The sequence below is a fragment of the Nocardia wallacei genome (assembly GCF_014466955.1).
Taxonomy (GTDB): Bacteria; Actinomycetota; Actinomycetes; order Mycobacteriales; family Mycobacteriaceae; genus Nocardia; species Nocardia wallacei.
On record NZ_AP023396.1, the window covers coordinates 582,912 to 609,322 of the forward strand.

Here is a 26,411-nt window from a genome sequence, read left to right on the forward strand (position 1 = left end):
GGTATGGCGGCAAACAAACTGGTCGAAAAGGACGGCGCCGGAAGGATATTCGGCGCCGGCTGGGGCGTGAAACTCGCCGGGCTGGCCTTCGTGCTGAGTCTGGCGGCCGTCGTGGCCATCGCGCTGACGATGTTCGCCGGTGGATTCACCGACACCCGCGCCATTTACATCGACGCGCCGCGCGCCGGGCTGGTGCTGGACCCGGATGCGAAGGTGAAGATCCGCGGCGTCGAAATCGGCCGGGTCGCGTCGATTTCCTACACCGATGATCACGCCCGGCTGCGGCTGGACGTGGACCCCGACCAGTTGAAACTGATCCCCGCCAATGCCGGTGTGGACATCCGATCCACCACCGTGTTCGGCGCCAAATACGTGAATTTCGAAGTGCCCGAACAACCCTCGCCGGATTCCCTGCAGCCGGGCACGACACTGGCCGCCAAGGCCGTCACGGTCGAATTCAATACGCTGTTCCAGCATTTGACCGACGTGCTGGCCCAGGTGCAGCCGGAGAAACTGAACGCGACGCTGACCGCGCTCGGCACAGCGTTGGAGGGCCGCGGCGACAAGCTGGGGCAACTGCTGGCCGACAGCGATCAATTCCTGCGCGACATCAATCCGAGCCTGCCGGATCTGCAACGCGATCTGCGGTCGTCGATCGGGGTGACCAACCTCTACGCCGACACCGTGCCGGATCTGTTGCGCACCACCGACAATGTCGGCGTCACCGGCGGCACCCTCATCGACGAGGAACACAACTTCGATGCCATGCTCGTGAATCTCATCGGCCTGGCCGACACCACCACGCCGATCCTGCGCGACAACGAGCAGCCGCTGGTGACCGCGCTGGATCTGCTGCGGCCCACCGCCGATCTGCTCTACCAGTACCGGTCCGCGCTGAACTGCGTGGTCGAGGGCATCGGCACCAATGTGGACGTGATGAACCAGATCTTCGGCGGCAGCGGCGCCGGGGTGCTGCTGAACGCCGGGTTCATGCCCGGCGGCGAGCCGTACCAGTATCCGAGGGATCTGCCCAAGGTGAACGCCACCGGCGGCCCGCACTGCGAGAACATCATGGACCGGGTGCCGGGCAGCCACTCCAACTACCTGGTCACCGACACCGCCGAGGGTGAGGTGTGGACGCCGGAGCTGCATTCGCACCTCCACGGTCCGCGCGTGTTCCAGCTGATGTTCGCCGGAATGCCGGGGGTGCCGAATCCGTGAGGATCAAAATGCACGCCTCGACGGTGAAGCTGAGCATCTTCACGCTGGTCATGGTGCTCGTGCTGGCGATGCTCGGGGTGATCTTCAGCCAGATGCGCTTCTCCCGGGAGACCGGTTATCACGCGGTGTTCACCAGTTCCTCCGGCATGCTGCCGGGCTCGAAGGTGCGCATCGCCGGGGTGCCGGTCGGATCGGTCAGCCGGGTGTACGTCGGCAAGGACCACCTCGCGCACGTCGATTTCGACGTCGACAACAAGTATCGGCTCTACACCAGCACCCAGGCCGCCGTCCGCTACGAGAACCTCGTCGGTGACCGGTATCTGGAGCTGATGGAGGGGCCGGGCACGGCCGAGGCACTGTCGAAGAACGCCACCCTCGGAACCGACCGGACCAAGCCCGCACTGGACCTCGATCTGCTGCTCGGCGGGTTCAAACCGCTGCTGCGCGGGCTGGATCCGGCGCAGGTGAACGACCTCACCGAGGCCCTGCTGCAGGTGTTCCAGGGACAGGGCGGCGCGCTGGTGGCGCTGCTGAACAGTTCCGGCTCATTCAGCAAGACGCTGGCCGACCGGGACGCGCTGATCGGCAGCGTGATCGAGAACCTGAAGACGGTGCTGGCCACCATCGACGATCGCGGCAAGGAATTCGACACCACGCTGACCGAACTGCAACGGCTGGTCAGTGGGCTCGCGGCGGACAAGGACCCGATCGGCGCGGCCCTGCCGCGCCTGGCCGGGGCCACCGGTGACCTGACCGACCTGCTCCGTCAGGCCCGCCCCGACCTGCAGCAGACCTTCGGTCAACTCGGTCAGCTGTCGCAGAACCTGGACGACAAGTCCGGCGATCTGCAGGCGATCTTCGACCAGCTCCCGGAGACCTACAAGAAGCTGGTCCGCGTCGGGTCCTACGGGTCGTTCCTGAACATGTACGTCTGCGGCGTCACGATGCTCGCCGACGGTCCCGACGGCAAGCCGATGGAAGTGCATCTGCCGGGCAACCAGACGACCGGAAGGTGTGCGAGCCAGTGAACGGAAATCGGTCCCCGCTGCTGCAGATCGGCGTCGTCGGTGTGGTGCTGGCCATCGCGATCTCGCTGTCCGCGCTGCAATTCGACCGGCTTCCGTTCGTGCGCAGCGGCGCGGAGTTCAGCGCCTTCTTCGCCGACGCGGGCGGGCTGCTGCCCGGCGACCAGGTTCAGGTGGCCGGGGTGCGGTCCGGCCGGGTGGAGGACGTGCACCTGGACGGTGCGAAGGTGAAGGTCCGCTTCAGCCTCGACGAGTCGATCGTGCTGGGCGACAAGACGACCGCCGCCATCAAGACCAACACCGTGCTGGGCCGCAAATCGCTCGAGGTGGACCCGCAGGGCAGCGGGGCGATCCGGCGCGACGACCCGATTCCGTTGGAGCGCACCAGATCTCCGTATTCGCTCAACGACGCGCTCGGCGACCTGAGCAAGACCGTGCAGGGCCTGGATCTGGATCGGGTCAACCAGACCCTCGACACGCTGTCGCAGACCTTCGCCGACACCCCCGCGCCGCTGCGGTCGGCGCTCGACGGCATCACGCAGCTCTCGCGCAGCCTGAACAACCGCGACCAGGCGCTCACCGAGCTGCTCGGCCGCGCGCAGAACGTCACCAAGGTGCTGGCGGACCGCTCCAACCAGATCAACGCGCTGCTGCTGGACGGCAACGATCTGCTCGGTGAACTGGATGCCCGGCGCACGGCGCTGAGTCAGCTGATCGTGTACGTCAACGGCCTGGCGCAGCAGCTGAGCGGATTCGTCTCCGACAACGAGGCGCAGCTGAAACCCGCTCTGGAGAAATTGAATTCGGTGCTGGCGCTGCTGCAGAAGAACAAGGACAACCTGGGCTCGGCGATCGAACAGCTCGGCCCGTACGCCGCGGCGCTGGGCGAACAGGTCGGCAGCGGGCCCTACTTCCAGTCGTATCTGTCCAACATCTCCAGCGTGACGATCCGGCCGCTGGTCGACGCGCTGGTGTGGCCGGACCGGTTGCCGCAATCGTTCCAGGAGTACCTGAACGCTCCGCTGACGACCAATCCCGCGATTCAGGAGCCGCCGCGATGACCGCACTGCGCAAGATCGCCAAGGTGCCGCGCTGGACGCGGTACGTGGCCGCGGGCCTGGTGGTGGCCCTGGCCGGGTGGATCGTCTACGGAGCCGTCACCAATATCGGCAAGACCCACATCACCGCGTATTTCCCCTCCACAACGGGCTTGTACGCGGGGGACGACGTCCGGGTGCTCGGGGTGAAGGTCGGCAAGATCAACTCCATCGAGCCCGGCCGCGACCGCGTCAAGGTGACCATGACCGTCGACCGCGGCGTCGACATCCCGGCCGAGGCCAATGCCGTGGCCGTCTCGCCCTCGCTGGTGTCGGCGCGGTTCGTGCAGCTGGCCCCCGTCTACACCGAGGGCCCGAAGTTGCACGACAACGCCGAGATCCCGATCGAGCGCACCGCGATTCCCGTGGAGTGGGACGACATCAAGGCGGAACTGACCAAGCTGTCGCAGGCGCTGGGACCGGTCGGCGAGGACGAGCAGGGTTCGTTCGGCCGGGCGGTCGACACCTTCGCCGACAACCTCGGCAACGGCAACGCCCAGGCGTTGCGGGATACGCTGCGGGAGCTGTCGAGCACGCTGAACACGCTCTCCGACGGCCGGACCGACCTGTTCGGCACCATCCGCAACCTGCAGCAGTTCGTCGATGTGCTGTCCAAGAGCAACGACCAGATCGTGCAGTTCGGCGGGCGACTGGCCTCGGTGTCGTCGGTGCTGGCCGGGGTCTCGACGGATCTCGGTGCGGGACTGGACAATCTGGACACCGCGGTGGCCGACGTGAAACGGTTCCTGGACGAACGCGGCGGCGCGCTCACCGAGGGCGTGCAGCGCCTGCAGGACGTCACCCAGCTGCTGGCCGACAAGCGCCCCGAACTCGAGCGGGTGCTGCACTCCGGACCGACGGGCCTGGTGAACTTCTACCAGATCTACAAGCCCGCCCAGGGTTCGCTGGCGGGCGCGGTGGTAGGCACCAACTTCGCCAACCCGGTGGCGTTCCTGTGCGGCGCGGTGGAGGGCATCGGCGCCAACGAATCCGACAAGTCCGGGCAGCTGTGCCGCCAGTATCTGGGGCCGGTGCTCAACTCGCTGGTCATGAATTACCCACCGCTGCTGGTCAATCCGGCGTCCACGCAGACCGTGTTCCCGCAGCAGCTCACCTACAGCACCCCGGAGCTCGCGGGCGCGGCCGGTGGCGAATCCCCGGTCAGCGTACCGGGAGACATTGCGGGCCTGGCGATTCCGGGAGGTGGCCGATGACCGGCGAGCGTCGCAGGACTCGGATCGCCGGTGTGGCGATCGGCCTGGCCGTGCTGCTGGGCGCGACCGGCTGCCAGTGGGACGGCCTCAACACCCTGCCCATGCCGGGGGCGGCCGGGACGGGGGAGGGGGCCTGGCGGGTGCGCATCCAGATGCCCAATGTCACTACGCTGACCCGTAATTCGCCGGTCAAGGTCGACGACGTGGCGGTCGGGACGGTGACCGGAATCGAGGTCGAGGGCTGGCACGCGCTGGTGACCGTGAGCCTCGACAAGGGCGTGAAACTGCCCGCGAACGCGATCGCGCGGATCGGCCAGACCAGTCTGCTGGGCAGCAACCACGTCGAGCTGGCCGCGCCCGAAGGCGTTGCGCCGCAAGGGGAACTGCACGACGGTGACGTCATCCCGCTCGACCGCGCGGGCGCCTTCCCGACCACCGAGCAGACGCTGTCGTCGCTGTCGGTGGTGCTCAACGGCGGCGGCATCTCACAGCTCGAGACCATCACCAAGGAACTGAACGCCACCTTCAGCGGCCGCGAGGACGCGATCCGTGACCTGCTGCCGCAGCTGGCGCAGCTGACCGGCACGCTGGACCAGCAGACCAACGACATCATCGGCGCGATGGCGGGACTCGACCGGTTCTCCGGTCAGCTCTCCCAGCAGAAGGATCAGGTGGCCGCGGCCATCGAGCACATCCATCCCGCGCTGACGGTGCTCGCCGATCGCCGCGAGAACATCACCCACGCGCTCACGGCGCTGGGCGATCTCGGCGATGTGGTGCAGCGGATCATCGCGCAGGGCGGCGAGAACCTGAAGGCCGAGCTGGCCGACCTGTGGCCGACCCTGAAGTCGTTGTCGGACACCGGCGATCGGCTGGCGGCCTCGCTGCAGTTGCTGCTGACGTTCCCGTTCCCGATCAAGGGCATCAATCAGGCGGTCAAGGGCGACTACATGAACCTGTTCGTCACCTACGACATCACCGGCGCCCGGCTGGACTCGAACTTCCTCACCGGCACGCCGCTCGGCGGCCGCTTCGGTGGCGTGCAGGCCAAGTACGGTGTGGAGGCCGCGCTCGGCACCATCGCCGGAACCGCCGGAGAGAAGGGCGATCCCGTGCAGGGCCCGCTGCAGCCGCCCCCGCCGGCGCCGAGCATTCCGGGTCTGCCGCCGATTCCGGGGCTGCCCTCGATTCCGGGACTCACGGTTCCCGGTGCGCCGCAAGGAGGCCCGGGGCAGTGAAGCTCACCAAGTTCGTCCGGACCCAGCTGGTCATCTTCGGCGTGCTGACGGTGGTCGGCCTGCTGGTGATGTCCGCGGCCTACGTGCACCTGCCCGCGATGTTCGGCATCGGACGGTACCGCGTGACCGTGCAGCTCGAGGCGACCGGCGGGCTGTACCCGACCGCGAACGTCGCCTTCCGCGGCACCAATGTCGGCAAGGTCGAGGAGGTCCGGCTCACGCCGAACGGTGTGGACGCGAAACTGTCCATCGACAGCGACTACCGCATTCCCGTCGACGTGGACGCCTATGTGCGCAGCGTGTCCGCGATCGGCGAGCAGTACGTCGATCTGGTCCCGGCGCCCTCGCCGCACGGCGGCAATCTCGCCGACGGCGCGGTGATTCCGGTGGGGCGCACCAAACTTCCGCAGGATGTCGGGGCCATGCTCGATCAGGCCGACCGGCTGCTGGCGAGCATCTCCGACACCAAGCTGCGCCAGGTCATCGACGACGCGTTCACCGCGTTCAACGGCGCGGGGCCGGATCTGCAGAAGTTCATCGACTCGGCCTCGCTGCTGGTGCAGGAGGCCAAGGCCAATACCGGCGCGACCAAGGATCTGCTGGCGAAGATCGGTCCGCTGCTGGACACCCAGAACGAGTCCGACGCGGCGGTGCGGTCGTGGACCCGGGATCTGGCCACACTCACCGACCAGCTGCGCGAGCACGATCCGGCGCTGCGCGGGCTGCTCGAGCGCACCCCGGCGGCGGCGGAGAAGGTCAGCTCGACCTTCCAGGATCTGAAACCCACACTGCCGCTGCTATTGTCGAACCTGGTGAGTGTGGGTCAGGTCGGCGTGACCTATCACGCGGGGCTCGAGCAGATCCTGGTGGTGCTGCCGCCGATGGTGTCGGCGCTGCTGACCGCCGCGAGCGGGCCGACCAAGTACGGCGCCATCGTGGACTTCATGCTGGGGCTCAACGACCCGCCCGGCTGTACGACCGGCTTCCTGCCGCCGGACCAGCGGCGTTCGCCCAACGAATTCTCCGTGCCGGAGACGCCCGAGCTGTACTGCAAGATCCCGCAGGACGCCAAGGAAGCGGTGCGCGGCATCCGCAACTACCCGTGCCAGGAGGTGCCGGGCAAGCGGGCGCCGACGCCGGAGCTGTGCCGCGACCCCCGCGGCTACGTGCCGGAGGGCAACAACCCGCCGTCCGGGCCGCCGCAGCCGGTGGCCTCCGCCGGTGAGCCGCCCGCCCCCGCCGAGGGGTCGGCCGACACCCATCCGGCGTCGCTCAACACCCATTACGACCCGAAGAGCGCCACCTTCATGGGCCCAGACGGCCGCACCTACCGACAGGGCGACATCCAGAGTGGCGGTTCCGGCACGGTACCGTCGAGCTGGCAGTCGATGCTCGAGGAGCAGCAGAAATGAGCGAAAACACCCGCACCCCCGGTCGCGCCCGCCGTCGCGTGGTGCGCTCGGCCGGACCGCCCGCGGCGAACGCCCGCGCGACCGAGATCGTCGCCGAGACGTCGGCCGCGGCCCCGCCCGGCGCCACTCCCGCGGGAACCGGCAAGGCGGCGCCCGTCGCGAACGGCACGGCGGAATCTGTCGTGAACGGCACGGCCGAGTCCGCAACCGCGAAGGCCGAGTCGATCGGGAAGGGCCAGGCCGGCGCCGCCGCCGAGGCAGCGGGTGCGGCGGATACCGTGCGCCTCGGCGTCGCCGATGTGGAGAAGGCCCGTGCCACGTCCGCTGCCGAGACGGTTCGCACCGCGAGCGTTGACGCGGGTGCCACCCAGACGACCGTTCGGGGCGCGGGCGTGGCTCACGATGGGCAGGCCGACGCCGATACGGTGCGCCTGGGTGCGGCCGATGCCGAAACCGTGCGGCTGGGCGCCGGCACGACGCCGGGGGCGGTCGCATACCCCGGCACCGAGAAGAAGACCGGGCTGGGGTGGCTCGGCTGGATCGCCGCTGTGGTCGCGGTGCTGTCGGCGCTGGTGCTGCTCGGGTCCGGCGGGTTCTTCGTCTACCACCAGCGGCACGCGGATGCGCTCGACGCACGGCGGGCCGACTACGCCCAGACCGCCAAGCAGGCGGTGCTCAACCTGACCAACATCAAGGACGACACCGCACCGCAGGACATCGACCGGGTGCTGGCGGTCGCCTCCGGCCAGCTCAAGGCCGAGTACTCCGAGCGCAAGGACGCCTACGCGCAGGTCGTGCAGCAGGCCAAGGTGAAGGCCAGCGGCGAGATCATCGAGACGGCGATCGAGAGCGAGGACGACCACTCCGCGCGGGTGCTCATCGCCGCCAAACAGACCCTGACCAACGCGGCGTCCGCCGACCCGCAGCAGCGGTACTACCGCTTCCGGGTCACCGTCGCCCGCGGCGGCGACGGCCAGCTCACCGCCTCGCAAGTGGAGTTCGTGGCATGAGAAACAACCTCCGCCCCATCCTGGTCGCCGGTGCGGCCGTGCTCTTCGTCGCCGCCGTCGTCGTGGGCGGGTTCACCGGGTTCCGGTTCTGGTCCGACAACCAGTCCGAACAGGCCCGGACCCAGTCCGTGGACGCCGCGCGCCGCACCGTGCAGGCCATGTTCAGCTACGACTTCCACTCCGTGGACACCGAACTGCCGAAGGTGGGTGACAGCCTCACCCCCGAGTTCCGCAAGGACTACCTGAAGCTGGTCACCGAGGTGATCGCCAAGGGCGCCAAGGAGAAGGAACTGACCGTCCAGGCCAATACCCAGGCCGGTGGCGTGGTGTCGGCCGACCGCTCGCACGCCGTCGTGCTGCTGTATCTCAACCAGATCACCACCAGCAAGGACGCCCCGCAGGGTACGGTCACGCCCAGCCGCGTCCGGGTCACCCTGGACAAGGAGGACGGGCACTGGCTCGTCGGTCAGGTCAACCCGATCTGATCGCGCCGCAAGGCGTTACGTTCGGCGCGGTGGCGAATCCACCTCATCGTCGTCGTCATCGCTGAGCAGCGCGCTACCGGCCACCCGGTCCTGCGCCAGCGCATCCAGGAACGCCCGCGCCCAGCGGTCCACGTCGTGGGTGAGCACCTGGCGGCGCATCGCGCGCATGCGGCGGCGCTTGCTGTCGGGATCGTCGTCCAGCGCGGCCGTGATCGCGTCCTCGACACTGTCCAGATCGTGCGGATTGCACAGGTAGGCCTGGCGCAATTCGGCTGCGGCGCCGGTGAATTCGCTGAGCACCAGGGCGCCGTTGAGGCCGCTGTGGCTGGCCACGTACTCCTTGGCCACCAGGTTCATGCCGTCGCGCAGCGGCGTCACCAGCATGACGTCGGCGGCGACGAAGAACGCGACGAGTTCGTCGCGCGGGATCGGGCGGTGCAGGTAGTGCACGACGGGGAAGCCGACCCGGGAGAATTCGCCGTTGATCCGGCCCACCTGGCGCTCGATGTCGCCGCGCATCTGGATGTAGCTCTCGACCCGTTCGCGGCTCGGCGTGGCCAGCTGCACCATCACCGTCTCGGAGGGATCGAGGCGGCCCTCGCGCAGCAGTTCCTCCAGCGCCTCGAGACGGATGTCGATGCCCTTGGTGTAGTCCAGGCGGTCCACGCCCAGCAGGATGTTCTTGGGATTGCCCAGCTCCGAACGGATCTGGGCGGCGCGCTCGCGCACCGATCGGCGCCGCGACAGCTCGTCGAGTTCGGCGGAGGCGATCGAGATCGGGAACGCGCCCACCCGCACCGTGCGGAAACCGACCTGCACCACACCCATTTTCGAGCGCACGCCGATGGTGCCGCGCGAAGTCGGTTGTCCGGCAAGCCTTCTCGCCAGGTACAGGAAGTTCTGCGCGCCGCCGGGCAGGTGGAAGCCGATCAGGTCGGCGCCGAGCAGACCCTCCACGATCTCGGTACGCCACGGCAGCTGCATGAACAGTTCCACCGGCGGGAACGGGATGTGCAGGAAGAAGCCGATGGTCAGGTCGGGCCGCAGCATGCGCAGCATCTTCGGCACCAACTGCAGCTGATAGTCCTGCACCCAGACGGTGGCGCCCTCGGCGGCGACCTTCGCGGTGTGCTCGGCGAAGCGGCGGTTGACGTTGACGTAGGTGGTCCACCAGCTGCGCTGGTATTCCGGGCGGACGATCACGTCGTGGTAAAGCGGCCACAGCGTGGCGTTGGAGAAGCCCTCGTAGTATTCGGCGACCTCGTCGCCCGACAGCGGCACCGGATGCAGCTCCAGGCCGTCTTCGATGATCGGGTCGACATCGACGTCGGGTACCCCAGCCCAGCCCACCCAGGCGCCGTTGTTGTTGCGGAGCACCGGCTCCAGCGCGGTCACCAGCCCGCCGGGGCTGCGCTTCCAGCGCGTGGAGCCGTCGGGTAGTCGCTCCAGATCCACCGGTAACCGATTGGCGACGACTACGAAACCCGAACCGGCGTCACCGCTGTGGTAGTTCGATGGTGGGGTGGACGATCGTGGGGTGGACGATGGTGGGGTGGACTCGGCATCCGAAAGAGCGTGCTGGGTCAGATCGGTCTGGGATTCGCTCTGCTGGTCCACTGCTGGATCCTCCGATTGCTCGAGCCCGTGAAGTTGTGTGGGGAGACGCGGCGGTTATTCGCTCCGGTTGCTTGGTCCGATCCCGAGCATCGACAACAGCATGCGGCACTCGTCCGCGTCGTTGGCGTAGGCGGCCACCACGCGCTGGGCCTGCCGTGCGGTCTCGTCGGCGAGCGGCTCCAGATCGTCGTCCGCGATGTCGTTCGCGCCTTTCGCGGCCATCATCGTGTCCTCTCGGCTCGGGGTCGTGTCTCGTTCTGCGATGTCAATGGTATCGGGCGCCCGCATGCGGGCATTCCACCCGTGCCGGTGCCGAAACGCTCGGTGTGTGGATACCTATACCGTGGGGAGAGCAGTCTGTACACGCGGAGGAAGGGTCCCAGCATCATGCCGTTGGCCACGGTGAACGGAATCTCGCTGAACTACCAGGTGAAGGGGGACAAGGCCAAGGGCACCGACACCAAGGGGGCGGCGCCGCTGGTCGTGCTGATCATGGGCACCGGGAGTCCGGGGCGGGTGTGGGAGCTGCACCAGGTACCGGCGCTGCTGGCGGCCGGATATCGGGTGTGCACGTTCGACAATCGCGGGATCGCCCCGTCCGCCGAGTCCGCGCACGGCATCACCATCGACGACATGGTGCGCGACACCGCGGGCCTGATCGAGCTGCTCGACGAGGGCCCGGCGCTGGTGGCGGGCACCTCGATGGGTGCGCGGGTGGCGCAGGAGCTAGCGCTGGCCCGGCCCGACCTGGTCCGCAAGGCCGTCTACATGGCCGGGCACGGGCGTCTCGATCAGTTCCAGAAGACGCTCTCGCTCGGCGAGCACGAACTCGACGCGTCCGGGGTGAAGCTGCCGCCCAAGTACGAGGCCGCGCTGACCGCCGTGATGAACCTGTCGCCCGCCACCATGGCCGACCCGAACTCGGCGCGGGACTGGCTGGACCTGTTCGAATTCACCGGCGGCCCGGTCACTCCCGGCATCCGCGCGCAGCGCCGGATGGACCACGACTTCGATCGGCTGCAGGCCTACCGCGGCATCAAGGTGCCGAGCCTGGCCGTGGGCTTCGCCGACGACCGGATGATTCCGGCATATCTCACCCGCGAGGTCGCCGACGTCATCCCCGGCGCGCGCTACCAGGAGATCCCCGATGCCGGGCACTACGGTTACCTGGAACGACCCGAGGCGGTGAACAAGGTTCTGCTCGACTTCTTCGGTGGCTCGAGGTAACCGGCCACCCGTAACGCCGGCCTTGCTAGGGTCGACACAACGCCCGGGGGGATTTTCCGAACCCCGCCAGCGTTCCCGTACACAGCGCACGTATCCAGTGAGGTGAAATGAGCACCAACCCGTTCGACGATGAGGACGGCCGCTTCTTCGTTCTGGTCAACGACGAGGAGCAGCATTCCCTGTGGCCCGCCTTCGCGGAGGTACCGGCCGGCTGGCGAGTGGTGTTCGGCGAGGACAGCCGCGCTGCCTGCGTCGAATACGTCGAGAAGAATTGGACCGATATGCGGCCCAAGAGCCTGCGTGACGCGATGGCCGCCGATGACGCGGCTCGGCAGGCCGCCCAGTCCTGACCCGCAGTACCCGATAGATACTGCGCAAGGGACAACCGGCTCGGCGGCTGTGGGCACCCGGTAGCGGGCGCCCACAGCCGCCGTGTTCGGCCTACCGGCCGATCCCGGTTATGATGTCACCGCTTTCCGCCTCCTTAGCTCAGTGGTAGAGCACTCGCCTTGTAAGCGAAAGGTCGTCGGTTCAATCCCGACAGGGGGCTCTATTGGTCGGTCGCTCCCAGGAAACTCCCAGCGAAGGCACAGCGTGCTCGGTGGGGTAGGGAGCACCATGGGCGTTATGAATGGTCAGCCTGCCGAACGGACGCCCGAGGCGCGTGTGCTCGTGGTGGACGACGAGCCCATGATCGTCGAGTTGCTCACCGTGAGCCTGCGGTATCAGGGGTTCGAGGTCGCCGCGGCGGCCAATGGGGCCGAGGGGTTGGATCGGGCCCGGGTGTTCCGGCCGGACGCTCTGATCGTGGATGTGATGATGCCCGGCATGGACGGGTTCGGGCTGCTGCGGCGGCTGCGGGCCGACGGGATCGATGCGCCGGTGCTGTTCCTCACCGCGCGCGACGAGGTGGAGGACAAGGTCACCGGGCTCACGCTGGGCGCGGACGATTACGTCACCAAGCCGTTCAGCCTGGAGGAAGTGGTGGCACGGCTGCGGGTCATCCTGCGGCGCTCCGGGCACACGGTGGAGGAGCGCAAATCCTCGCGGTTGCGGTTCGAGGACATCGAACTCGACGACGACACCCACGAGGTATGGAAGGCCGGTGAGCCGGTGGCGTTGTCGCCGACCGAGTTCACGCTGCTGCGGTATTTCATGGTCAACGCCGGAACCGTGCTCAGCAAGCCGCGCATCCTGGACCACGTGTGGCGCTACGACTTCGGAGGTGAGGTCGGGGTCGTCGAGACCTACGTCTCCTACCTGCGCAAGAAGGTCGACACCGGACCGGACCGGCTGATCCACACGCTGCGCGGGGTCGGCTACGTGATGCGTGCGCCCAGTCGCAGCAAGTCGTCGGTGAAATGAGCGCGCGGCAGGCCGATGACGCTGCCGTCGCGGTCGTGCCGTCTCCCGCTCCGAGTCGCCGGCGGGCCGTGTCCGGTGCGCTGTGGCGACGGCCGACAGCGGTGCCGCTGCGGGTGACGCTGGTGCTGGCGCTGGTGTTGCTGGCCGGGCTGGGTCTGCTGGGCTCAGGTATCGCGGTGACCTCGGTGATGCAGCGTATCCTCATCGATCGCGTCGACCGCGAAATCTCCGATGCGGTACAGGGATTCGCGCGACCGGGTGCGCCGCAACCGCCGAACCGGCCGTCCGTTCGTCCGGTCCGGACACTCGAACCGTTCTATGTGCGGGTGCAGGATTCGGCGGGGAACCTACGGATCTGGATCGACGACGCCGGATCCGCGCCGGACATTCCGGACGATCTCGGACGGCACCCGCGCACGGTGGGTTCGGTCGGCGACCCGGGAGCGCACTGGCGCGCCGTGCGGGTCGCCAACGCCGAGGGGACCAGCGTGGTCGCGTTACCGCTCAACGGAACCGAGAACATCATCGACCGATTGATCGGCCTCCAGGTGCTGGTGGGCGCGATCGTCCTGGCCGCGCTGGCGGTGGTGGCGCAGTTCGTCATCCGGCGTAGCCTGCGGCCGCTGCTCGCGGTCGAGGCGACCGCGGCGGCCATCGCGGGCGGTGACCTGCATCGGCGAGTTCCGGTGCGGCACACCAACACCGAGGTCGACAGGCTGTCGCAGTCGCTGAACGGGATGCTGACCCAGATCCAGCGGGCGTTCGCCGCCACCGAGGCGTCGGAGGAATCGGCGCGGCGGTCGGAGGCGAAGATGCGGCAGTTCGTCGCCGACGCAAGTCATGAACTACGTACCCCGCTCACCACCATCAAGGGTTTCGCCGAGCTGTATCGCCAAGGGGCACTGCCTGATCCGGCGCTGTTCATGGATCGCATCGAAAGCGAATCGAACCGGATGCGGCTGCTGGTGGAGGATCTGCTGATGCTGGCCCGGCTCGACGCGCAGCGGCCACTGGAACGCCGCCCGGTCGACTTGCTGGCGTTGGCCAGCGACGCCGTGCACAACGCTCGCGCGGTCGACACCGCCCGGCGGCCATCGGGCCCTGCTCGCGAGATCGGTCTCGAAATACGTTCCGGCGCGGGGACTTTGGAGGTGCTCGGGGACGAGGCGCGGCTGCGGCAGGTGCTGTCGAATCTGGTCGGCAACGCGCTCGTGCACACCCCGCCGGACGCGGCGGTGACGCTGCGATTGACCCCCGGTGCCGACGAGGTGGTGCTCGAGGTCGCCGACACCGGACCGGGCCTGCCCGCCGAGCAGGTCGAACGGCTCTTCGAACGCTTCTACCGCACCGATGCCTCCCGCAGCCGGGACAGCGGCGGGACCGGGCTGGGTTTGTCGATCGTGCAGGCGCTGGTCGCCGCGCACGGCGGCACGGTGGCGGTCACCAGTGCCGTCGGGGCGGGGACCACCTTCACCGTGCGGCTGCCGCGGTGACTCAGTCGGGCACGTCGGCGCCGTAGCCGAGATCGCGCAGGGCCTGCTTGATCCTGGCCTGGGCCTCGTCCAGGGATTCCGGGCTGGGGGACGGGTCTGCCTGGGAGATGTTGAAGTCGGCGAGGTCGAAGGCCGGGAATACGTGCACGTGGAGATGCGGGACCTCCAGGCCCGCTATGAGCAGTCCCGCCCGGGGAGCATCCCAGGCCGCCCGAACCGCTCGGCCGATCTTCTGGGCTACGCCGTTGATGCGGGCGAAGGTGTCCGGATCGAGGTCCTGCCACTGGTCGATCTCCTTGCGGGGGACGACCAGGGTGTGGCCCTGGGTGACCGGTGCGATGGTGAGGAACGCGACGAACTCGTCGTCCTCCCAGACGAATCGTCCCGGCAGGTCGCCGTTGATGATCGCGCTGAAGACAGAAGCCATGGGGCGAGTGTATTGGGGGAAGGGAGGGCCGAGTTAACTGCTGTTGAACGGCGCGTGGTTGTCCGGGTGATACCCGGCGGGGGGTGTGGTGGCTTGACCTAAGCTGTGTCGGGTGCGAGTACTCGTCATCGGTTCCGGAGCCCGTGAACACGCCCTCGTGCTGGCCCTGCGGCGGGATCCGGGGGTCAGCGCCGTGGTCGCCGCGCCCGGTAATCCGGGGATGGCGCAGCAGGCGCAGCTGCGCGCGGTCGATCCCTGCAGCGCCGAGGCGGTGGTGGCGCTGGCCACCGAGGTCGCCGCCGATCTGGTGGTGATCGGGCCGGAGGTGCCCCTGGTGCTGGGCATCGCGGACGCGGTGCGGGCCGCGGGGATCGCCTGCTTCGGTCCGTCGGCGGCCGCGGCCCGGATCGAGGGGTCGAAGGCGTTCGCCAAGGATGTGATGGCCGCGGCGGGCGTGCGCACCGCGCACAGCGAGGTGGTCGATCATCCGGGCGAACTCGATGCCGCGCTGGACCGGTTCGGCCCGACCTGGGTGGTCAAGGACGACGGGCTCGCCGCCGGCAAGGGCGTGGTGGTGACCACCGACCGGCTCGCCGCCCGCGACCACGGCGCCGAACTGCTCGAGCAGGGCCACCCGGTGCTGCTGGAATCCTTCCTCGACGGCCCGGAGGTCTCGCTGTTCTGTCTCGTCGACGGCGAGACGGTGGTGCCGCTGCTCCCCGCGCAGGACCACAAGCGCGTCGGCAACGGTGATACCGGGCCCAACACCGGCGGCATGGGCGCCTACACGCCGCTGCCGTGGCTGCCGCCGGAGACGGTCACCGAGGTCGTCGACGGCGTCGTGAAACCCGTTGCGGCGGAGATGGTCCGGCGCGGCGTGCCGTTCTCCGGGCTGCTGTACGCCGGGCTCGCGATCGGTCCGGCCGGTCCCGCGGTGGTCGAATTCAACTGTCGCTTCGGCGATCCCGAGACCCAGGCGGTGCTGGCACTACTGGACAGCCCGCTGGGCGCGCTGCTGCACGCCACGGCCACCGGCGCGCTCGCACAGGCCGAGGCCCCGCGCTGGCAGGACGGCGCGGCGGTCACCGTGGTGCTGGCGGCCGAGAACTACCCGGGCCGCCCCCGCACCGGCGACGTGATCACCGGCACCGAGGGCGCGGAGCCGAATACCGAAGTGCTGCATGCCGGTACGTCGCTGCGGGCCGACGGCGCCCTGCTCTCCGGCGGCGGCCGCGTCCTCAACGTGGTGGCCACCGGCGCGGACCTGGCCGCAGCCCGCGACCGCGCCTACGCCCGCATCGCGGCGATCAAACTGCCCGGCAGCCACTACCGCACCGACATAGCCCTGGCCGCCGTCGAAGGGCGCATCTCCATCCCCGCCGCCCACGTGTAGGTCTCGCGGCCCTTCCCGTCCGAGTGCGCGGTCATGAGCCGTCGTCGCCGCACCGGTGTCGCGGACCGGGAGTTCCCTGGGCCGCGCAGGCGTTCAGCTCAGTTGGAGGCCGTGGAAGGCCAGCCAGGGCTGCGGGTCGATGTGCCGGCCGTTGACCAGGATTTCGAAGTGCAGGTGGGGGCCGGTGGAATCGCCGCGATTGCCGACTCGGGCGATCTGCTGGCCCGTGCGGACGCGTTCGCCGACCGAGACGAAGAAGTCGTACATGTGGCCGTAGACCGAGACGGTGCCGTCGTCGTGCCGGATGCGGACCCACAGCCCGAAACCCTGTGCCGGGCCCGCGTCGATCACGGTGCCGTCGGTGATGGCGTAGATCGGCGAGCCGATCGGTGCCGCGATATCGATCCCGGCGTGGAAGGTGCCCCAGCGCTGCCCGAACCCGGAGGTGAACGTGCCGCGCGCCGGGAGCACGAAACCGCCGATGCCGGGCAGGATCCCGCCGGGGACGGGCGTGACCGTGCCGCCCAGCCAGGGCGCCGGTCGTCCCGAGACCGCCGCTGCCGCTTCGGCTTTCGCGCGCTCCAGGGTGGCCCGCGCGGCCGCGGCCACCACCTGTGCCTCGCGGATGTGCTCGCCGTTGTCGATGGCGTTCAGATACCGCTTGCTCGACTCCGGCGCCGCCCGCACCTGCAGCGGATACGCGACCGGGATCCGCTGCTCGCTGCCGGGCGCGGGTTCGGCGATGATCGGCCGCGGCCCGGTGGCATCGGCCGCGGCGAACAACGCCACCACGACCACCCCCGCCACGAGCACCCGATGTCGCAGCAGCCGGGCCCGCAGCCGCGGCCACAGCTCGTTCGCGTGGGCCCGCCAGTCGCGGCGCAGGAATCCGCGCCAATCGAATCCGGCGACCGCCCTCCAACTGCGCCGCGCCGACCCGCGCGCCCGCGTCGCCGACGTGCCGACCTGTGCCGCCGACGTGCGCGCCCGGGTCGCCGCGGCACGGATGCGCCGCCGCCGCGCCGCTCGTTCTCGCCGCAGCGTCGAGCGCCAGTCCGGGCGGAGAACCGACCCGCCCCCTGGTAGAACCTTTGCACGGCGTGCCTGGTCAGGCATTCTGCCGACGATAACAGGGGGATCGCCCGGGTCGCAGGCCGCAAGGCGGGTGTTCAGGTTCGTCTCAGGAACATCGCGAACTCGCCGTGCTCTACCGTCGTCTGGTGCGCAGTGAATCCCGCCGGTCGGCCGTCCCGCCCTTCTACGTCATGGATGTCTGGAAGGCGGCCGCCGAGCGCGCTCGCACCCACGGCGATGTGCTGGTGCTGGCCGCCGGGCAGCCGTCGACCCCCGCGCCCGCTCCCGTGCTACGGGCGACGAAGGCCGCACTGGACCGCGAACTGCTGGGCTACACCGAGACTTTCGGCGTGCTGCCGCTGCGCGCGGCGATCGCCGACTATCACCACCGCACCTACGATGTCGCGGTCGATCCGGACGACGTGGTGGTCACGACGGGTTCGTCGGGCGCGTTCACGCTGATCTTCCTGGCCGCCTTCGACATCGGCGACACCGTGGTGGTGGCCCGTCCCGGCTACCCGGCCTACCGCAACACCCTCGCCGCCCTGGGCTGCCGGGTGGTCGAACTGGACTGCGGCCCGCAGACCCGGTTCCAGCCGACGGTCGCGATGCTCGAGGCGCTGCCGGAGCCACCGGCGGGGCTCATCGTGGCGAGTCCGGCCAACCCGACCGGCACCATGATCGACCCGGACGAACTGGCCGCCCTGGCCCGCTGGTGCGATGCGCACGGCACGCTGCTGATCTCCGACGAGATCTACCACGGCATCGTCTACGCGAATACCGAACCGACCGCCTCGGCGTGGGAGACCTCGCGCGAGGCCGTGGTCGTCGGCTCGGTGTCGAAGTACTTCTCGATGACCGGCTGGCGTCTGGGCTGGATGCTGGTGCCCGCGGGCCTGCGCCCGGCGCTGCAGCGGCTGGCGTCCAATATGACCGTCTGCCCGCCGGCCGTCTCGCAGTACGCGGCGGTGCACGCCTTCGGGGCGGAGGCCGCGACCGAACTCGACGGCCACGTCCGCCGGTACGCCGACAACCGCGCGCTGCTGCTCGAGGGCCTGCCCCGACTGGGCATCACCGAACTCGCCCCCGCCGACGGCGCGTTCTACGCCTACGCCGATATCGCCCACCTGACCGACGATTCCACGCGCTGGTGCGCGGATCTGCTGGCGCACACGGGAGTAGCGCTCGCGCCGGGCGTCGATTTCGACACCGCCAACGGGAACCACACGGTTCGCTTCTCCTTCGCGGGCGCCACCGCCGACATCGAAGAGGCGCTGGTCCGCCTCCGGAGATACCTGGACGCATGAACAGACCGGCCAGCTGAACAGCATCGACCCGCTAAGACTTTTCGTTCCGGCCCACCCTGGACGCCCGGATGCGGTAGAAAAGCGGTGGTTGTTTTTTCAACACCGCGGGGCGCATTTGCCCACACCAACCTGAATTGTCATAGATCGCACCGATTTGGCACGGATGAGCTGATGATGACTGGCACGATGACACGGTGATCACCGCGACGACACCGAAAGGCGAACGGCGTCGCCAAGCATTGGTCGCGGCTGCCGCCGAGTTGCTGCTCGAGGGCGGGTTCGACGCGGTGCGCCACCGTTCGGTGGCCACCCGCGCGGATCTACCGCTGGCGTCGACGACCTACTACTTCGAGTCGCTGGAGGATTTGATCGCGCGCGCGGTCGAATTCAGCGGCAACGCCGAACTGGAGGCGATGCGCCGCCGCGTCGGCGAGGTGACCCATCGCCGCCGCGGCGCCGACGCGACCGTCGACCTGATCCTGGACCTGCTCGTCGGCGTGGACGGCCACAACGAGTTCGAGCGCGGCCAGCTCATCGCGCGCTACGAGCGCTCGGTGGCCTCCGCCCGGCACCCCGAATTACGCGACGTGCAGCTACGACTACGCGCGCAGCTCGAGGAGCTGCTGGCCGATGTGCTGCGCCGGTCCGATCGGGTGGTGCGAATCGAGCAGCTGCGGCGGCTGGTCGCGGTGGTCGACGGCGCGGTGGTGGCGGCGCTGGCCGAACTGGATCCGCAACCGCGCCGGGTGGCCCGCGGCGCGCTGCTCGAGCTGATCGACGTGATCGCGCCGCCCACTTCGCAACACATCGCCGCCCCGCACGCCGCGCCCCACCCGCCGCCGCACGCACCCCCGCATTCGCTGTCCCAGCACACCACCGCCTGAGCGGCAGCGGCGAGCGGTCCGGCCCTGATCGGAGCCGAGCCGGGGAACATTAGACTGGCGCCGTGAGTCTTGTCCCGAACGTCCTCGCCACCCGGTACGCGAGCCCCGAACTGGTTCGGCTGTGGTCGCCCGAGCACAAGATCGTGCTCGAGCGCAAGCTGTGGCTGGAAGTGCTGCGGGCGCAGGTCGAACTCGGCGTGGACGTGCCGCCCGGCGTGGTCGAGGACTACGAGCGCGTGATCGACCGGGTCGACCTGGCGTCGATCGCCGACCGCGAGCGGGTGACCCGCCACGATGTGAAGGCGCGCATCGAGGAGTTCAACGCGCTCGCCGGGCACGAGCACATCCACAAGGGCATGACCAGCCGCGATCTCACCGAGAACGTGGAGCAGTTGCAGATCCGGCTCTCGCTCGAGCACGTGTACCGGCACGGTGTCGCGGTGGTCGCCCGGCTGGCCGAGCGGGCCACCGAATATCAGGCGCTGGTGATGGCGGGGCGCTCGCACAATGTCGCCGCGCAGGCCACCACGCTGGGCAAGCGTTTCGCCAGTGCGGCCGACGAGGTGCTGATCGCGCTGACCCGGCTGCGCGAGCTGATCGACCGCTACCCGTTGCGCGGCATCAAGGGCCCGATGGGTACGGCACAGGACATGCTCGATCTGCTCGGCGGCGATTCGGCAAAGCTCGCGCAACTCGAGCAGAAGGTGGCGCGGCACCTGGGTTTCGCGACCGTGCTCAGCAGCGTCGGGCAGGTCTATCCGCGTTCGCTGGACCACGACGTGCTCTCCGCGTTGGTCCAATTGGGCGCGGGCCCTTCGTCTTTCGCGCACACCGTGCGCCTGATGGCCGGGCACGAACTGGTCACCGAGGGTTTCCAGCCCGGCCAGGTGGGCTCCTCGGCCATGCCGCACAAGATGAACACCCGCTCCTGCGAGCGCGTGAACGGCCTGCAGGTGGTGCTGCGCGGGTACGCGACGATGGCCGCCGAACTCGCCGGCGCGCAATGGAACGAGGGCGACGTGTTCTGCTCGGTGGTGCGCCGCGTCGCGCTGCCGGACGCCTTCTTCGCCATCGACGGCATGATCGAGACCTTCCTGACGGTGCTGACCGAATTCGGCGCCTACCCGGCCGTCAGCGAACGCGAACTGAACCGCTACCTGCCCTTCCTGGCCACCACGCGCATCCTGATGGCGGCCGTACGCGCGGGTGTCGGCCGCGAGACCGCGCACGAGGTCATCAAGGAGCACGCCGTCGCGGTCGCGCTGGCGATGCGTGAGCAGGGGCGCGAACCCGACCTGCTGGACCGACTGGCCGCCGACGACCGGATGCCGCTGGACCGGGCGGCGCTCGACGAGGCGCTGTCGGACAGGTCGGCGTTCATCGGCGCGGCCGCGGCCCAGGTGACCGATGTCGTCGCGCAGGTGCAGAAGCTGGTCGACGCGGACCCCGACGCGGCCCGCTACACGCCGTCGCCCATTCTGTAGCCCGCCCGCCGGTGACGCCGGCGACGTAGGCTGATCGCTCATGGACCCGTATTCGATCTTCGCCGATATCGTCGCCGGTCGCGCCCCCGCGTCCACGGTGTACGAGGACGACGATGTGTTGGCGTTCATGGACATTCGGCCGATGACACCCGGGCACCTGCTGGTGATCCCCAAGGTTCCGGCGCGCAGTCTGGCCGAGCTGGATCCGGAGCTGGGCGGCAAGCTGTTCCGGGTGGGGCAGCGGCTGGCCGCGGCATTGCGCGCGTCCGAGGTGGGGTGCGACGGGGTGAACTTCTTCCTCGCCGACGGGGTGACGGCGGGGCAGGAGGTGTTCCATGTGCACCTGCACGTCATACCGCGCACTCCCGGTGACGGATTCGGATTGCGCGGCCGCCCGACGAGTCCGGCCCGGGCCGATCTGGACTATCTGGCGGGTTCCATCCGCGGGGCGTTGGAGCGTTCGGTTCCGGAGTGACCCAACCTGTGGTTTGCTGAATAGATGCCAGCGAGCCGCTGCGACTGGCTGTTTCGGGTCGTGCGTTACTTTTATTGGCACTTGTGGTGGGCTGATGGAGGTGCGAAATGCGGCGTAAGGCCGTTGCTGCTGTTGTGCTCGCTATTGTTGCCGGTGCGTTCGGGCCGTGGGCCGGGCCGCCACCGCGCGCGTCCGCGGCCCGGGTCGTCGGAATCGACGAGCTGAGCCCGACCCGCGCGGCGGTGTTCGTCGAGTCGGCCGCCATGGGCCGCGTCGTCCAGGTCCAGGTGCTGCATCCGGCGGGCGGCGGCGTGCGGCCGACCTACTACCTGCTCGACGGCCTGGATCCGGGGGAGCGGCAGAGCACCTGGACCAACGCCACCGACGCCGAACCTTTCTTCGCGGGCAAGGACGTCAACGTGGTGCTGCCGATGGGCGGACAGGCCAGCTACTACACCGACTGGCAGCAGGACGATCCGCGCTTGGGCCGCTACCGGTGGGAGACCTTCCTGACCCGGGAACTGCCGCCGATCATCGACGCCAATTTCTCCGGCGACGGGACCAACGCGATCGGCGGACTGTCGATGGGCGGTATCGCGGCCTTCGTGCTGGCGGTGCGCAATCCGGGGCTGTATCGCGCGATCGCCGGTTACAGCGCGTGCCCGGATCTGGGCCTGGCACAGGGGCCGATCCTGTTCTCCATCGCCAATCGCGGCGGTACCCCGGGCAATATGTGGGGCGCCCCGGGCGGTCCCGAATGGGGTGCGCACGATCCGGCGCTGCTGGCGGATCGGCTGCGCGGGACCACCATCTACCTATCCACCGGCACCGGAATTCCGGGCCCGCACGAGGCCGAGATCAAACCACAGCTGCCCGAGAACCTCTTCTTCGGTGGCCCGATCGAGGCCGGTGTCGACGTGTGCGTGACGGCGTTCGAGCGGCGACTCCAAGGGCTGGGCATCCCGGCCCGCATCGATCGCAGCCCGGTGGGCACGCACTCGTGGTCCTACTGGCAGGACACGCTGCACGCCTCGTGGCCCACGATCGCCGCCGCCATCGGAGCTTGAATCCGAATCAGGATCGCGGGACCGAACCGGGACGGTTGAACTCGCCGTCCTTGGCTCCGGCGACGAATGCCTTCCACTCGCCGGGGGTGAAGATCAGCGTCGGGCCGTCGGGATTCTTCGCATCCCGCAGGCCGATGTTGCCACTGGCCAGGAAGGCCACCTCGACGCCGCCCGACTCACTGCTGCGGTGCCAGACGGCGTCGGGCTCGATCTCGCGGTTCTTCGCTTCCACATCTGCTCCTGTGCGGGTCCGAATCCGGCGGGCAGCGTCGGCCGGAGCGGTCCGGGCGACGCCGACGTAGACAGTAGCCGGTCGGCCCGTTCCGGCGGTGCGAATGGTGATTCGCCGTATTTCCGGGGCCCGTCTCCCCGGTCCCGCGCCGATGAACAAGTGGGACCGGACGGGAGCGATGCGGTCGCCGGGGCCGACGTGGCGCTGGTCACGGTCGTGCCCGCGGGTGACATTCTCGTGGTTTACCTCGCAACCGAATCGGAAACCCCGCTGATTGTGGCGGATATACGGCGTCGATCAGTCGGCGTAGCCGAAAATGTGCGCCGCGCCACACCCCAGGCACGACAAGGATGGAGCACCGCATGGCACCCGTCTTCGACAGTTGCGCGGTGGTGCCCCGGCACCTCACCGTCGAGCAGGCTCACAACATCTTGCACATCCACAGCAGCTGCCCCACCGATCAGTGCCCGCGCCGCAAGGCCGCGCTGTATTTTCTGATGGACTCGCGGCGCACGGTCCGGGACAACCCACGTGACCTGCGTCGACCGGTGCCGCGGTCGACAGGGCTGGGGTAACCCCCCGGTCCGGGGTTGGCGACGGGTCCGCCGCGCCGCGCACTACGGTGGAGCGCATGGCTCTCGACAGTGGCACCGGAACGACCCCGACCGCCGGCGACGCAGCGTCCGCCGCGACGCCGTCGCCGCTCGACGGCGCGACGCCGCCGATCGCCAAGCGGGTGCCGACCGAACGGGTACACCACGGCGACACCTTCGTAGATGACTACGAATGGCTGCGCGACAAGGAGAATCCCGAGGTCATCGCCTACCTCGAGGCCGAGAACGCCTATACCGACGCGCAAACCGCCCACCTGCGGCCGCTGCGGGACAAGATCTTCGACGAGATCAAGGCGCGCACGCAGGAGACCGATCTGTCCGTTCCCGCCCGGATGGGCGAATTCTGGTATTACTCCCGCAGTTTCGAGGGCAAGCAGTACGGGGTGCACTGCCGCTGCCCCGTCGCCGATCCCGACGACTGGACTCCGCCGCAGCTCGAGGCCGACACCGAGATCGCGGGCGAGCAGATCCTGCTGGACAGCAACGCGCTCGCCGCGGATCACGACTTCTTCGCGCTGGGCGCGTTCTCGGTCAGCCATGACGGGACGCTGCTGGCCTATTCGATGGACACCGTCGGTGACGAGCGGTACGTGCTGCGGTTCAAGGATCTGCGCACCGGAGAGCCGCTGGGCGACGAGATCCCGGGCACCGCCCCCGGCGCGACCTGGTCGCTGGACGGCACGCATGTCTTCTATCAGACCGTCGACGAGTCGTGGCGGCCCGACACCGTGTGGCGGCACCGCCTCGGCACCTCGACCGACGCCGACGTCAAGGTCTTCCACGAACCGGACGAGCGCTACTGGGTGAGCATCGGCGCCACCCGCTCCGAGAAATATCTGATGATCTGGGTCGGCTCGAAGATCACCACCGAGGGCTGGGTGCTCGAATCCGACGATCCCGAAGGCGAATTCCGGGTGCTGCTGCCCCGGCGCGAGGGCGTCGAATACTCCGCCGAGCACGCGGTGATCGGCGGGCGCGACCGATTCCTGGTGCTGCACAACGACGTCGTGGACGGGGTGAAGGCGGAGAACTTCGTGCTCGCCGAGGCCCCCGCCGACGATCCGGCAGACCTGACGATCCTCATCCCGCACCGCGACGACGTGCGGCTCGAGGACATCGACTGCTTCGCCGACCATCTGGTGCTGTCCTACCGGCGTGAGGCGCTGTCGCGAGTCGCGGTGTGGCCGTTGACCTCCGAGGGCTACGGCGAACTGCGTGAGCTGGACTTCGGATTGGAGTTGTTCGCCGCCGGGGTCGGCTCCAACCCGGAATGGGACCAGCCGACCCTGCGGCTCGGCCTGACCTCCTTCATCACCCCCGTGCAGGTCTTCGACTACGTGCCCGCCACCGGCGAGATGACCCTGCGCAAGGAGCAGGCGGTGCTGGGCGGCTACGACCCGAACGACTATGAGCAGCAGCGGGATTGGGCGGTGGCGCAGGACGGGACCCGGATCCCGATCTCGCTGGTGCGGCGCAAGGATCTCGCCGGAACCGGCCCGAAGCCGCTGCTGCTCTACGGGTACGGCTCCTACGAGGCCAGCATCGACCCGGCGTTCTCGGTGTCGCGGCTGTCGCTGCTGGACCGCGGGATGGTGTTCGCGGTGGCGCACGTGCGCGGCGGTGGCGAGATGGGGCGGCTGTGGTACGAGCACGGCAAGACACTCACCAAACGCAACACGTTCACCGACTTCGTCTCCTCCGCAAGGCATCTCGTCGACACGGGGGTCACCGCGCCGGACCGGATGATCGCCGACGGCGGCAGCGCGGGCGGCCTGCTGGTGGGCGCGGTCGCCAACCTGGCGCCCGAACTGTTCACCGGCATCCTGGCCAACGTGCCGTTCGTGGACCCGCTCACCTCGATCCTGGATCCCTCGCTGCCGCTGACCGTCATCGAATGGGACGAGTGGGGAAACCCCTTGGCGGACAAGCAGGTCTACGAGTACATGAAGTCCTACTCGCCCTACGAGAATGTCGAGGCCAAGGACTATCCGGCGATCCTGGCGATCACCAGCATCAACGACACCCGGGTGCTGTATGTGGAACCGGCCAAGTGGGTGGCGAAACTGCGCGCCACCAAGACCGGCGACGCGCCGCTGCTGCTGAAGACCGAGATGAGCGCGGGGCACGGCGGTGTCAGCGGGCGCTACGAGAAGTGGAAGGAAGTGGCGTTCGAATACGCCTGGGTGCTGGACACGGTCGGCCTGGCGGACGCCTGATTCGGTAGCGCGAATTCGTCGGCGCGTCACCCGCGCAGCACGGTGCCGACACCTCGCCCACGCACAGTGGGTGTGGTTGGCAGCACCGAAAGGGGGTACGCGCCATTATGCGTGCACAACTGCTGGTCTCGGTGTCGGGCATTCGTGACGCCACCAGGGAAACGGCCATGGCCTTCGCCGCCGAGATGGATCGGCGCGAGGTCCCGCTGTCACTGCTGGTCGCACCGCGACTGAAGAACAAGTACCGGCTCGCCGACGACGCGCCGACGCAGGACTGGCTGCGCGCGCGCCGCGCGGCGGGCGACGCGATCGTCCTGCACGGCTACGACCAGGCCGCCACCAAACGGCGGCGGGCCGAGTTCGCGACGCTGCCCGAACACGAAGCGCGACTGCGGTTGACGGCCGCCGACCGCGTACTCGAGGGCGTCGGCCTGCGGACCCGGTTGTTCGCGGCCCCGCGCTGGAACTCCTCGGAGGGCGCGCTGGCCGCCCTGCCCGCGGTGGGTTTCCGGCTGGCGCTCGGGCTCACCGGCCTGCACGACCTGGAACGCGGTGTGACCCAACGGGCTTGGGTGCACGGCATCGGCGAGGGCTTCCGCGCCGAACCGTGGTGGTGCCACGCCCTGGTGATGAGTGCGGCGCGCACCGCTCGTCGCGGCGGCATCCTCCGCCTGGCGGTCTCGGCCGCCCAGCTCGATCGCTCCGGTCCGCGCCAGGCCGTGCTCGACGCCATCGACCTCGCGCTGTTCCACGAGGCCGTGCCCGACACCTATCGCTGGGAGCCGCTTACCCCCGCCCGTGCGGCCTGAGACGCGCTGGGGCGACAGGGTTTTC

The 26,411-nt window shown here is 69.0% G+C and carries 26 protein-coding genes and 1 tRNA gene; 22 read left to right on the plus strand and 5 right to left on the minus strand.

Translation table 11 applies throughout. The features are described from left to right. Positions 1 to 3: 3 nt before the first annotated feature. The 8 genes from NWFMUON74_RS02725 to NWFMUON74_RS02760 are packed head-to-tail and all read left to right on the plus strand — an operon-like array spanning position 4 to position 8,702. Positions 4 to 1,221 (plus strand): MCE family protein, encoded by a 1,218-nt coding sequence (locus NWFMUON74_RS02725; RefSeq protein ID WP_187686427.1) that lies wholly within the window; start codon positions 4 to 6, stop codon positions 1,219 to 1,221. Between the two features lie 8 nt (positions 1,222 to 1,229). Further along, positions 1,230 to 2,249 (plus strand): MCE family protein, encoded by a 1,020-nt coding sequence (locus NWFMUON74_RS02730; RefSeq protein WP_425300469.1) that lies wholly within the window; start codon positions 1,230 to 1,232, stop codon positions 2,247 to 2,249. Then, on the plus strand, positions 2,246 to 3,307 hold the full coding sequence (locus NWFMUON74_RS02735) for an MCE family protein (protein ID WP_187686428.1): 1,062 nt from the start codon (positions 2,246 to 2,248) through the stop codon (positions 3,305 to 3,307). Before NWFMUON74_RS02730 ends, NWFMUON74_RS02735 begins: the two co-directional genes overlap by 4 nt. Further along, positions 3,304 to 4,557 (plus strand): MCE family protein, encoded by a 1,254-nt coding sequence (locus tag NWFMUON74_RS02740; protein ID WP_187686429.1) that lies wholly within the window; start codon positions 3,304 to 3,306, stop codon positions 4,555 to 4,557. Before NWFMUON74_RS02735 ends, NWFMUON74_RS02740 begins: the two co-directional genes overlap by 4 nt. Then, positions 4,554 to 5,795 carry an MCE family protein gene (locus NWFMUON74_RS02745; protein WP_187686430.1) on the plus strand — a complete coding sequence of 414 codons (1,242 nt, stop codon included), beginning with the start codon at positions 4,554 to 4,556 and terminating at the stop codon, positions 5,793 to 5,795. Before NWFMUON74_RS02740 ends, NWFMUON74_RS02745 begins: the two co-directional genes overlap by 4 nt. Beyond that, positions 5,792 to 7,207: an MCE family protein gene (locus NWFMUON74_RS02750; RefSeq protein WP_187686431.1), complete on the plus strand. Its 1,416-nt coding sequence runs from the start codon at positions 5,792 to 5,794 to the stop codon at positions 7,205 to 7,207. Before NWFMUON74_RS02745 ends, NWFMUON74_RS02750 begins: the two co-directional genes overlap by 4 nt. After that, entirely contained in the window at positions 7,204 to 8,217 is a 1,014-nt protein-coding gene (locus NWFMUON74_RS02755) for a hypothetical protein (protein WP_187686432.1), read from the plus strand. The genes NWFMUON74_RS02750 and NWFMUON74_RS02755 overlap by 4 nt, the downstream gene beginning before the upstream one ends. Further along, positions 8,214 to 8,702 carry a h domain protein gene (locus tag NWFMUON74_RS02760; protein ID WP_187686433.1) on the plus strand — a complete coding sequence of 163 codons (489 nt, stop codon included), beginning with the start codon at positions 8,214 to 8,216 and terminating at the stop codon, positions 8,700 to 8,702. The genes NWFMUON74_RS02755 and NWFMUON74_RS02760 overlap by 4 nt, the downstream gene beginning before the upstream one ends. 15 nt (positions 8,703 to 8,717) lie before the next feature. Here the strand turns inward: NWFMUON74_RS02760 and NWFMUON74_RS02765 are convergent, their stop codons facing one another. Beyond that, entirely contained in the window at positions 8,718 to 10,289 is a 1,572-nt protein-coding gene (locus NWFMUON74_RS02765; RefSeq protein ID WP_187688887.1) for an alpha,alpha-trehalose-phosphate synthase (UDP-forming), read from the minus strand. Positions 10,290 to 10,373: 84 nt separating this feature from the next. Continuing rightward, entirely contained in the window at positions 10,374 to 10,607 is a 234-nt protein-coding gene (locus tag NWFMUON74_RS02770) for a hypothetical protein (protein ID WP_187689625.1), read from the minus strand. A 99-nt stretch (positions 10,608 to 10,706) separates the two neighbouring features. Between NWFMUON74_RS02770 and NWFMUON74_RS02775 the strand changes: the two genes are divergently transcribed. From NWFMUON74_RS02775 to NWFMUON74_RS02795, 5 genes are all read left to right on the plus strand, one after another. Continuing rightward, positions 10,707 to 11,546 (plus strand): alpha/beta fold hydrolase, encoded by an 840-nt coding sequence (locus NWFMUON74_RS02775; protein WP_187686434.1) that lies wholly within the window; start codon positions 10,707 to 10,709, stop codon positions 11,544 to 11,546. Between the two features lie 107 nt (positions 11,547 to 11,653). Next, positions 11,654 to 11,896: an MbtH family protein gene (locus NWFMUON74_RS02780; protein WP_019931522.1), complete on the plus strand. Its 243-nt coding sequence runs from the start codon at positions 11,654 to 11,656 to the stop codon at positions 11,894 to 11,896. Positions 11,897 to 12,024: 128 nt separating this feature from the next. After that, positions 12,025 to 12,096: transfer RNA gene (locus NWFMUON74_RS02785), tRNA-Thr, on the plus strand. A 77-nt stretch (positions 12,097 to 12,173) separates the two neighbouring features. Next, positions 12,174 to 12,911, plus strand: a complete 738-nt coding sequence (locus tag NWFMUON74_RS02790; RefSeq protein WP_187686435.1) for a response regulator transcription factor — start codon at positions 12,174 to 12,176, stop codon at positions 12,909 to 12,911. Continuing rightward, complete coding sequence (locus NWFMUON74_RS02795; RefSeq protein WP_187686436.1) at positions 12,908 to 14,404, plus strand: sensor histidine kinase; 1,497 nt, start codon at positions 12,908 to 12,910, stop codon at positions 14,402 to 14,404. Before NWFMUON74_RS02790 ends, NWFMUON74_RS02795 begins: the two co-directional genes overlap by 4 nt. A gap of 1 nt (position 14,405) precedes the next feature. Here the strand turns inward: NWFMUON74_RS02795 and NWFMUON74_RS02800 are convergent, their stop codons facing one another. Continuing rightward, on the minus strand, positions 14,406 to 14,831 hold the full coding sequence (locus NWFMUON74_RS02800) for an HIT family protein (RefSeq protein WP_187686437.1): 426 nt from the start codon (positions 14,829 to 14,831) through the stop codon (positions 14,406 to 14,408). 112 nt (positions 14,832 to 14,943) lie between these two features. Between NWFMUON74_RS02800 and purD the strand changes: the two genes are divergently transcribed. After that, a complete protein-coding gene (purD, locus tag NWFMUON74_RS02805) occupies positions 14,944 to 16,224 on the plus strand; it encodes a phosphoribosylamine--glycine ligase (protein WP_187686438.1) in 1,281 nt (426 codons plus the stop codon). Between the two features lie 93 nt (positions 16,225 to 16,317). On the opposite strand, the gene NWFMUON74_RS02810 is transcribed toward purD, so the two are convergent. Beyond that, the gene (locus tag NWFMUON74_RS02810; RefSeq protein ID WP_187686439.1) at positions 16,318 to 17,340 is read right to left on the minus strand and encodes a M23 family metallopeptidase; all 1,023 of its coding nucleotides are present in this window, start codon (positions 17,338 to 17,340) and stop codon (positions 16,318 to 16,320) included. A gap of 104 nt (positions 17,341 to 17,444) precedes the next feature. Here NWFMUON74_RS02810 and NWFMUON74_RS02815 point away from each other — a divergent pair, with 104 nt between their 5' ends. The 5 genes from NWFMUON74_RS02815 (at position 17,445) to NWFMUON74_RS02835 (ending at position 22,515) form a co-directional block, all read left to right on the plus strand. Then, positions 17,445 to 18,605 carry a pyridoxal phosphate-dependent aminotransferase gene (locus tag NWFMUON74_RS02815; RefSeq protein ID WP_187686440.1) on the plus strand — a complete coding sequence of 387 codons (1,161 nt, stop codon included), beginning with the start codon at positions 17,445 to 17,447 and terminating at the stop codon, positions 18,603 to 18,605. Positions 18,606 to 18,799: 194 nt separating this feature from the next. Continuing rightward, positions 18,800 to 19,489: a TetR/AcrR family transcriptional regulator gene (locus tag NWFMUON74_RS02820; RefSeq protein WP_187686441.1), complete on the plus strand. Its 690-nt coding sequence runs from the start codon at positions 18,800 to 18,802 to the stop codon at positions 19,487 to 19,489. Positions 19,490 to 19,551: 62 nt separating this feature from the next. After that, positions 19,552 to 20,973: an adenylosuccinate lyase gene (gene purB, locus NWFMUON74_RS02825; protein WP_187686442.1), complete on the plus strand. Its 1,422-nt coding sequence runs from the start codon at positions 19,552 to 19,554 to the stop codon at positions 20,971 to 20,973. A gap of 40 nt (positions 20,974 to 21,013) precedes the next feature. Then, the gene (locus tag NWFMUON74_RS02830) at positions 21,014 to 21,448 is read left to right on the plus strand and encodes an HIT family protein (protein ID WP_187686443.1); all 435 of its coding nucleotides are present in this window, start codon (positions 21,014 to 21,016) and stop codon (positions 21,446 to 21,448) included. 107 nt (positions 21,449 to 21,555) lie between these two features. After that, on the plus strand, positions 21,556 to 22,515 hold the full coding sequence (locus NWFMUON74_RS02835; protein ID WP_187686444.1) for an alpha/beta hydrolase: 960 nt from the start codon (positions 21,556 to 21,558) through the stop codon (positions 22,513 to 22,515). Between the two features lie 7 nt (positions 22,516 to 22,522). Here the strand turns inward: NWFMUON74_RS02835 and NWFMUON74_RS02840 are convergent, their stop codons facing one another. Further along, positions 22,523 to 22,747 carry a DUF397 domain-containing protein gene (locus NWFMUON74_RS02840; protein ID WP_187686445.1) on the minus strand — a complete coding sequence of 75 codons (225 nt, stop codon included), beginning with the start codon at positions 22,745 to 22,747 and terminating at the stop codon, positions 22,523 to 22,525. 362 nt (positions 22,748 to 23,109) lie between these two features. On the opposite strand from NWFMUON74_RS02840, the gene NWFMUON74_RS02845 reads away from it, so the two are divergent. The 3 genes from NWFMUON74_RS02845 to NWFMUON74_RS02855 all read left to right on the plus strand — a co-directional run bounded on the left by NWFMUON74_RS02845 (position 23,110) and on the right by NWFMUON74_RS02855 (position 26,386). Beyond that, positions 23,110 to 23,322, plus strand: coding sequence for a hypothetical protein (locus tag NWFMUON74_RS02845; protein WP_187686446.1), 213 nt, complete (start codon positions 23,110 to 23,112; stop codon positions 23,320 to 23,322). Positions 23,323 to 23,378: 56 nt separating this feature from the next. Beyond that, a complete protein-coding gene (locus tag NWFMUON74_RS02850) occupies positions 23,379 to 25,577 on the plus strand; it encodes a S9 family peptidase (RefSeq protein ID WP_187686447.1) in 2,199 nt (732 codons plus the stop codon). Positions 25,578 to 25,684: 107 nt separating this feature from the next. Then, positions 25,685 to 26,386: a DUF2334 domain-containing protein gene (locus NWFMUON74_RS02855; protein ID WP_187686448.1), complete on the plus strand. Its 702-nt coding sequence runs from the start codon at positions 25,685 to 25,687 to the stop codon at positions 26,384 to 26,386. Positions 26,387 to 26,411: the final 25 nt, after the last annotated feature.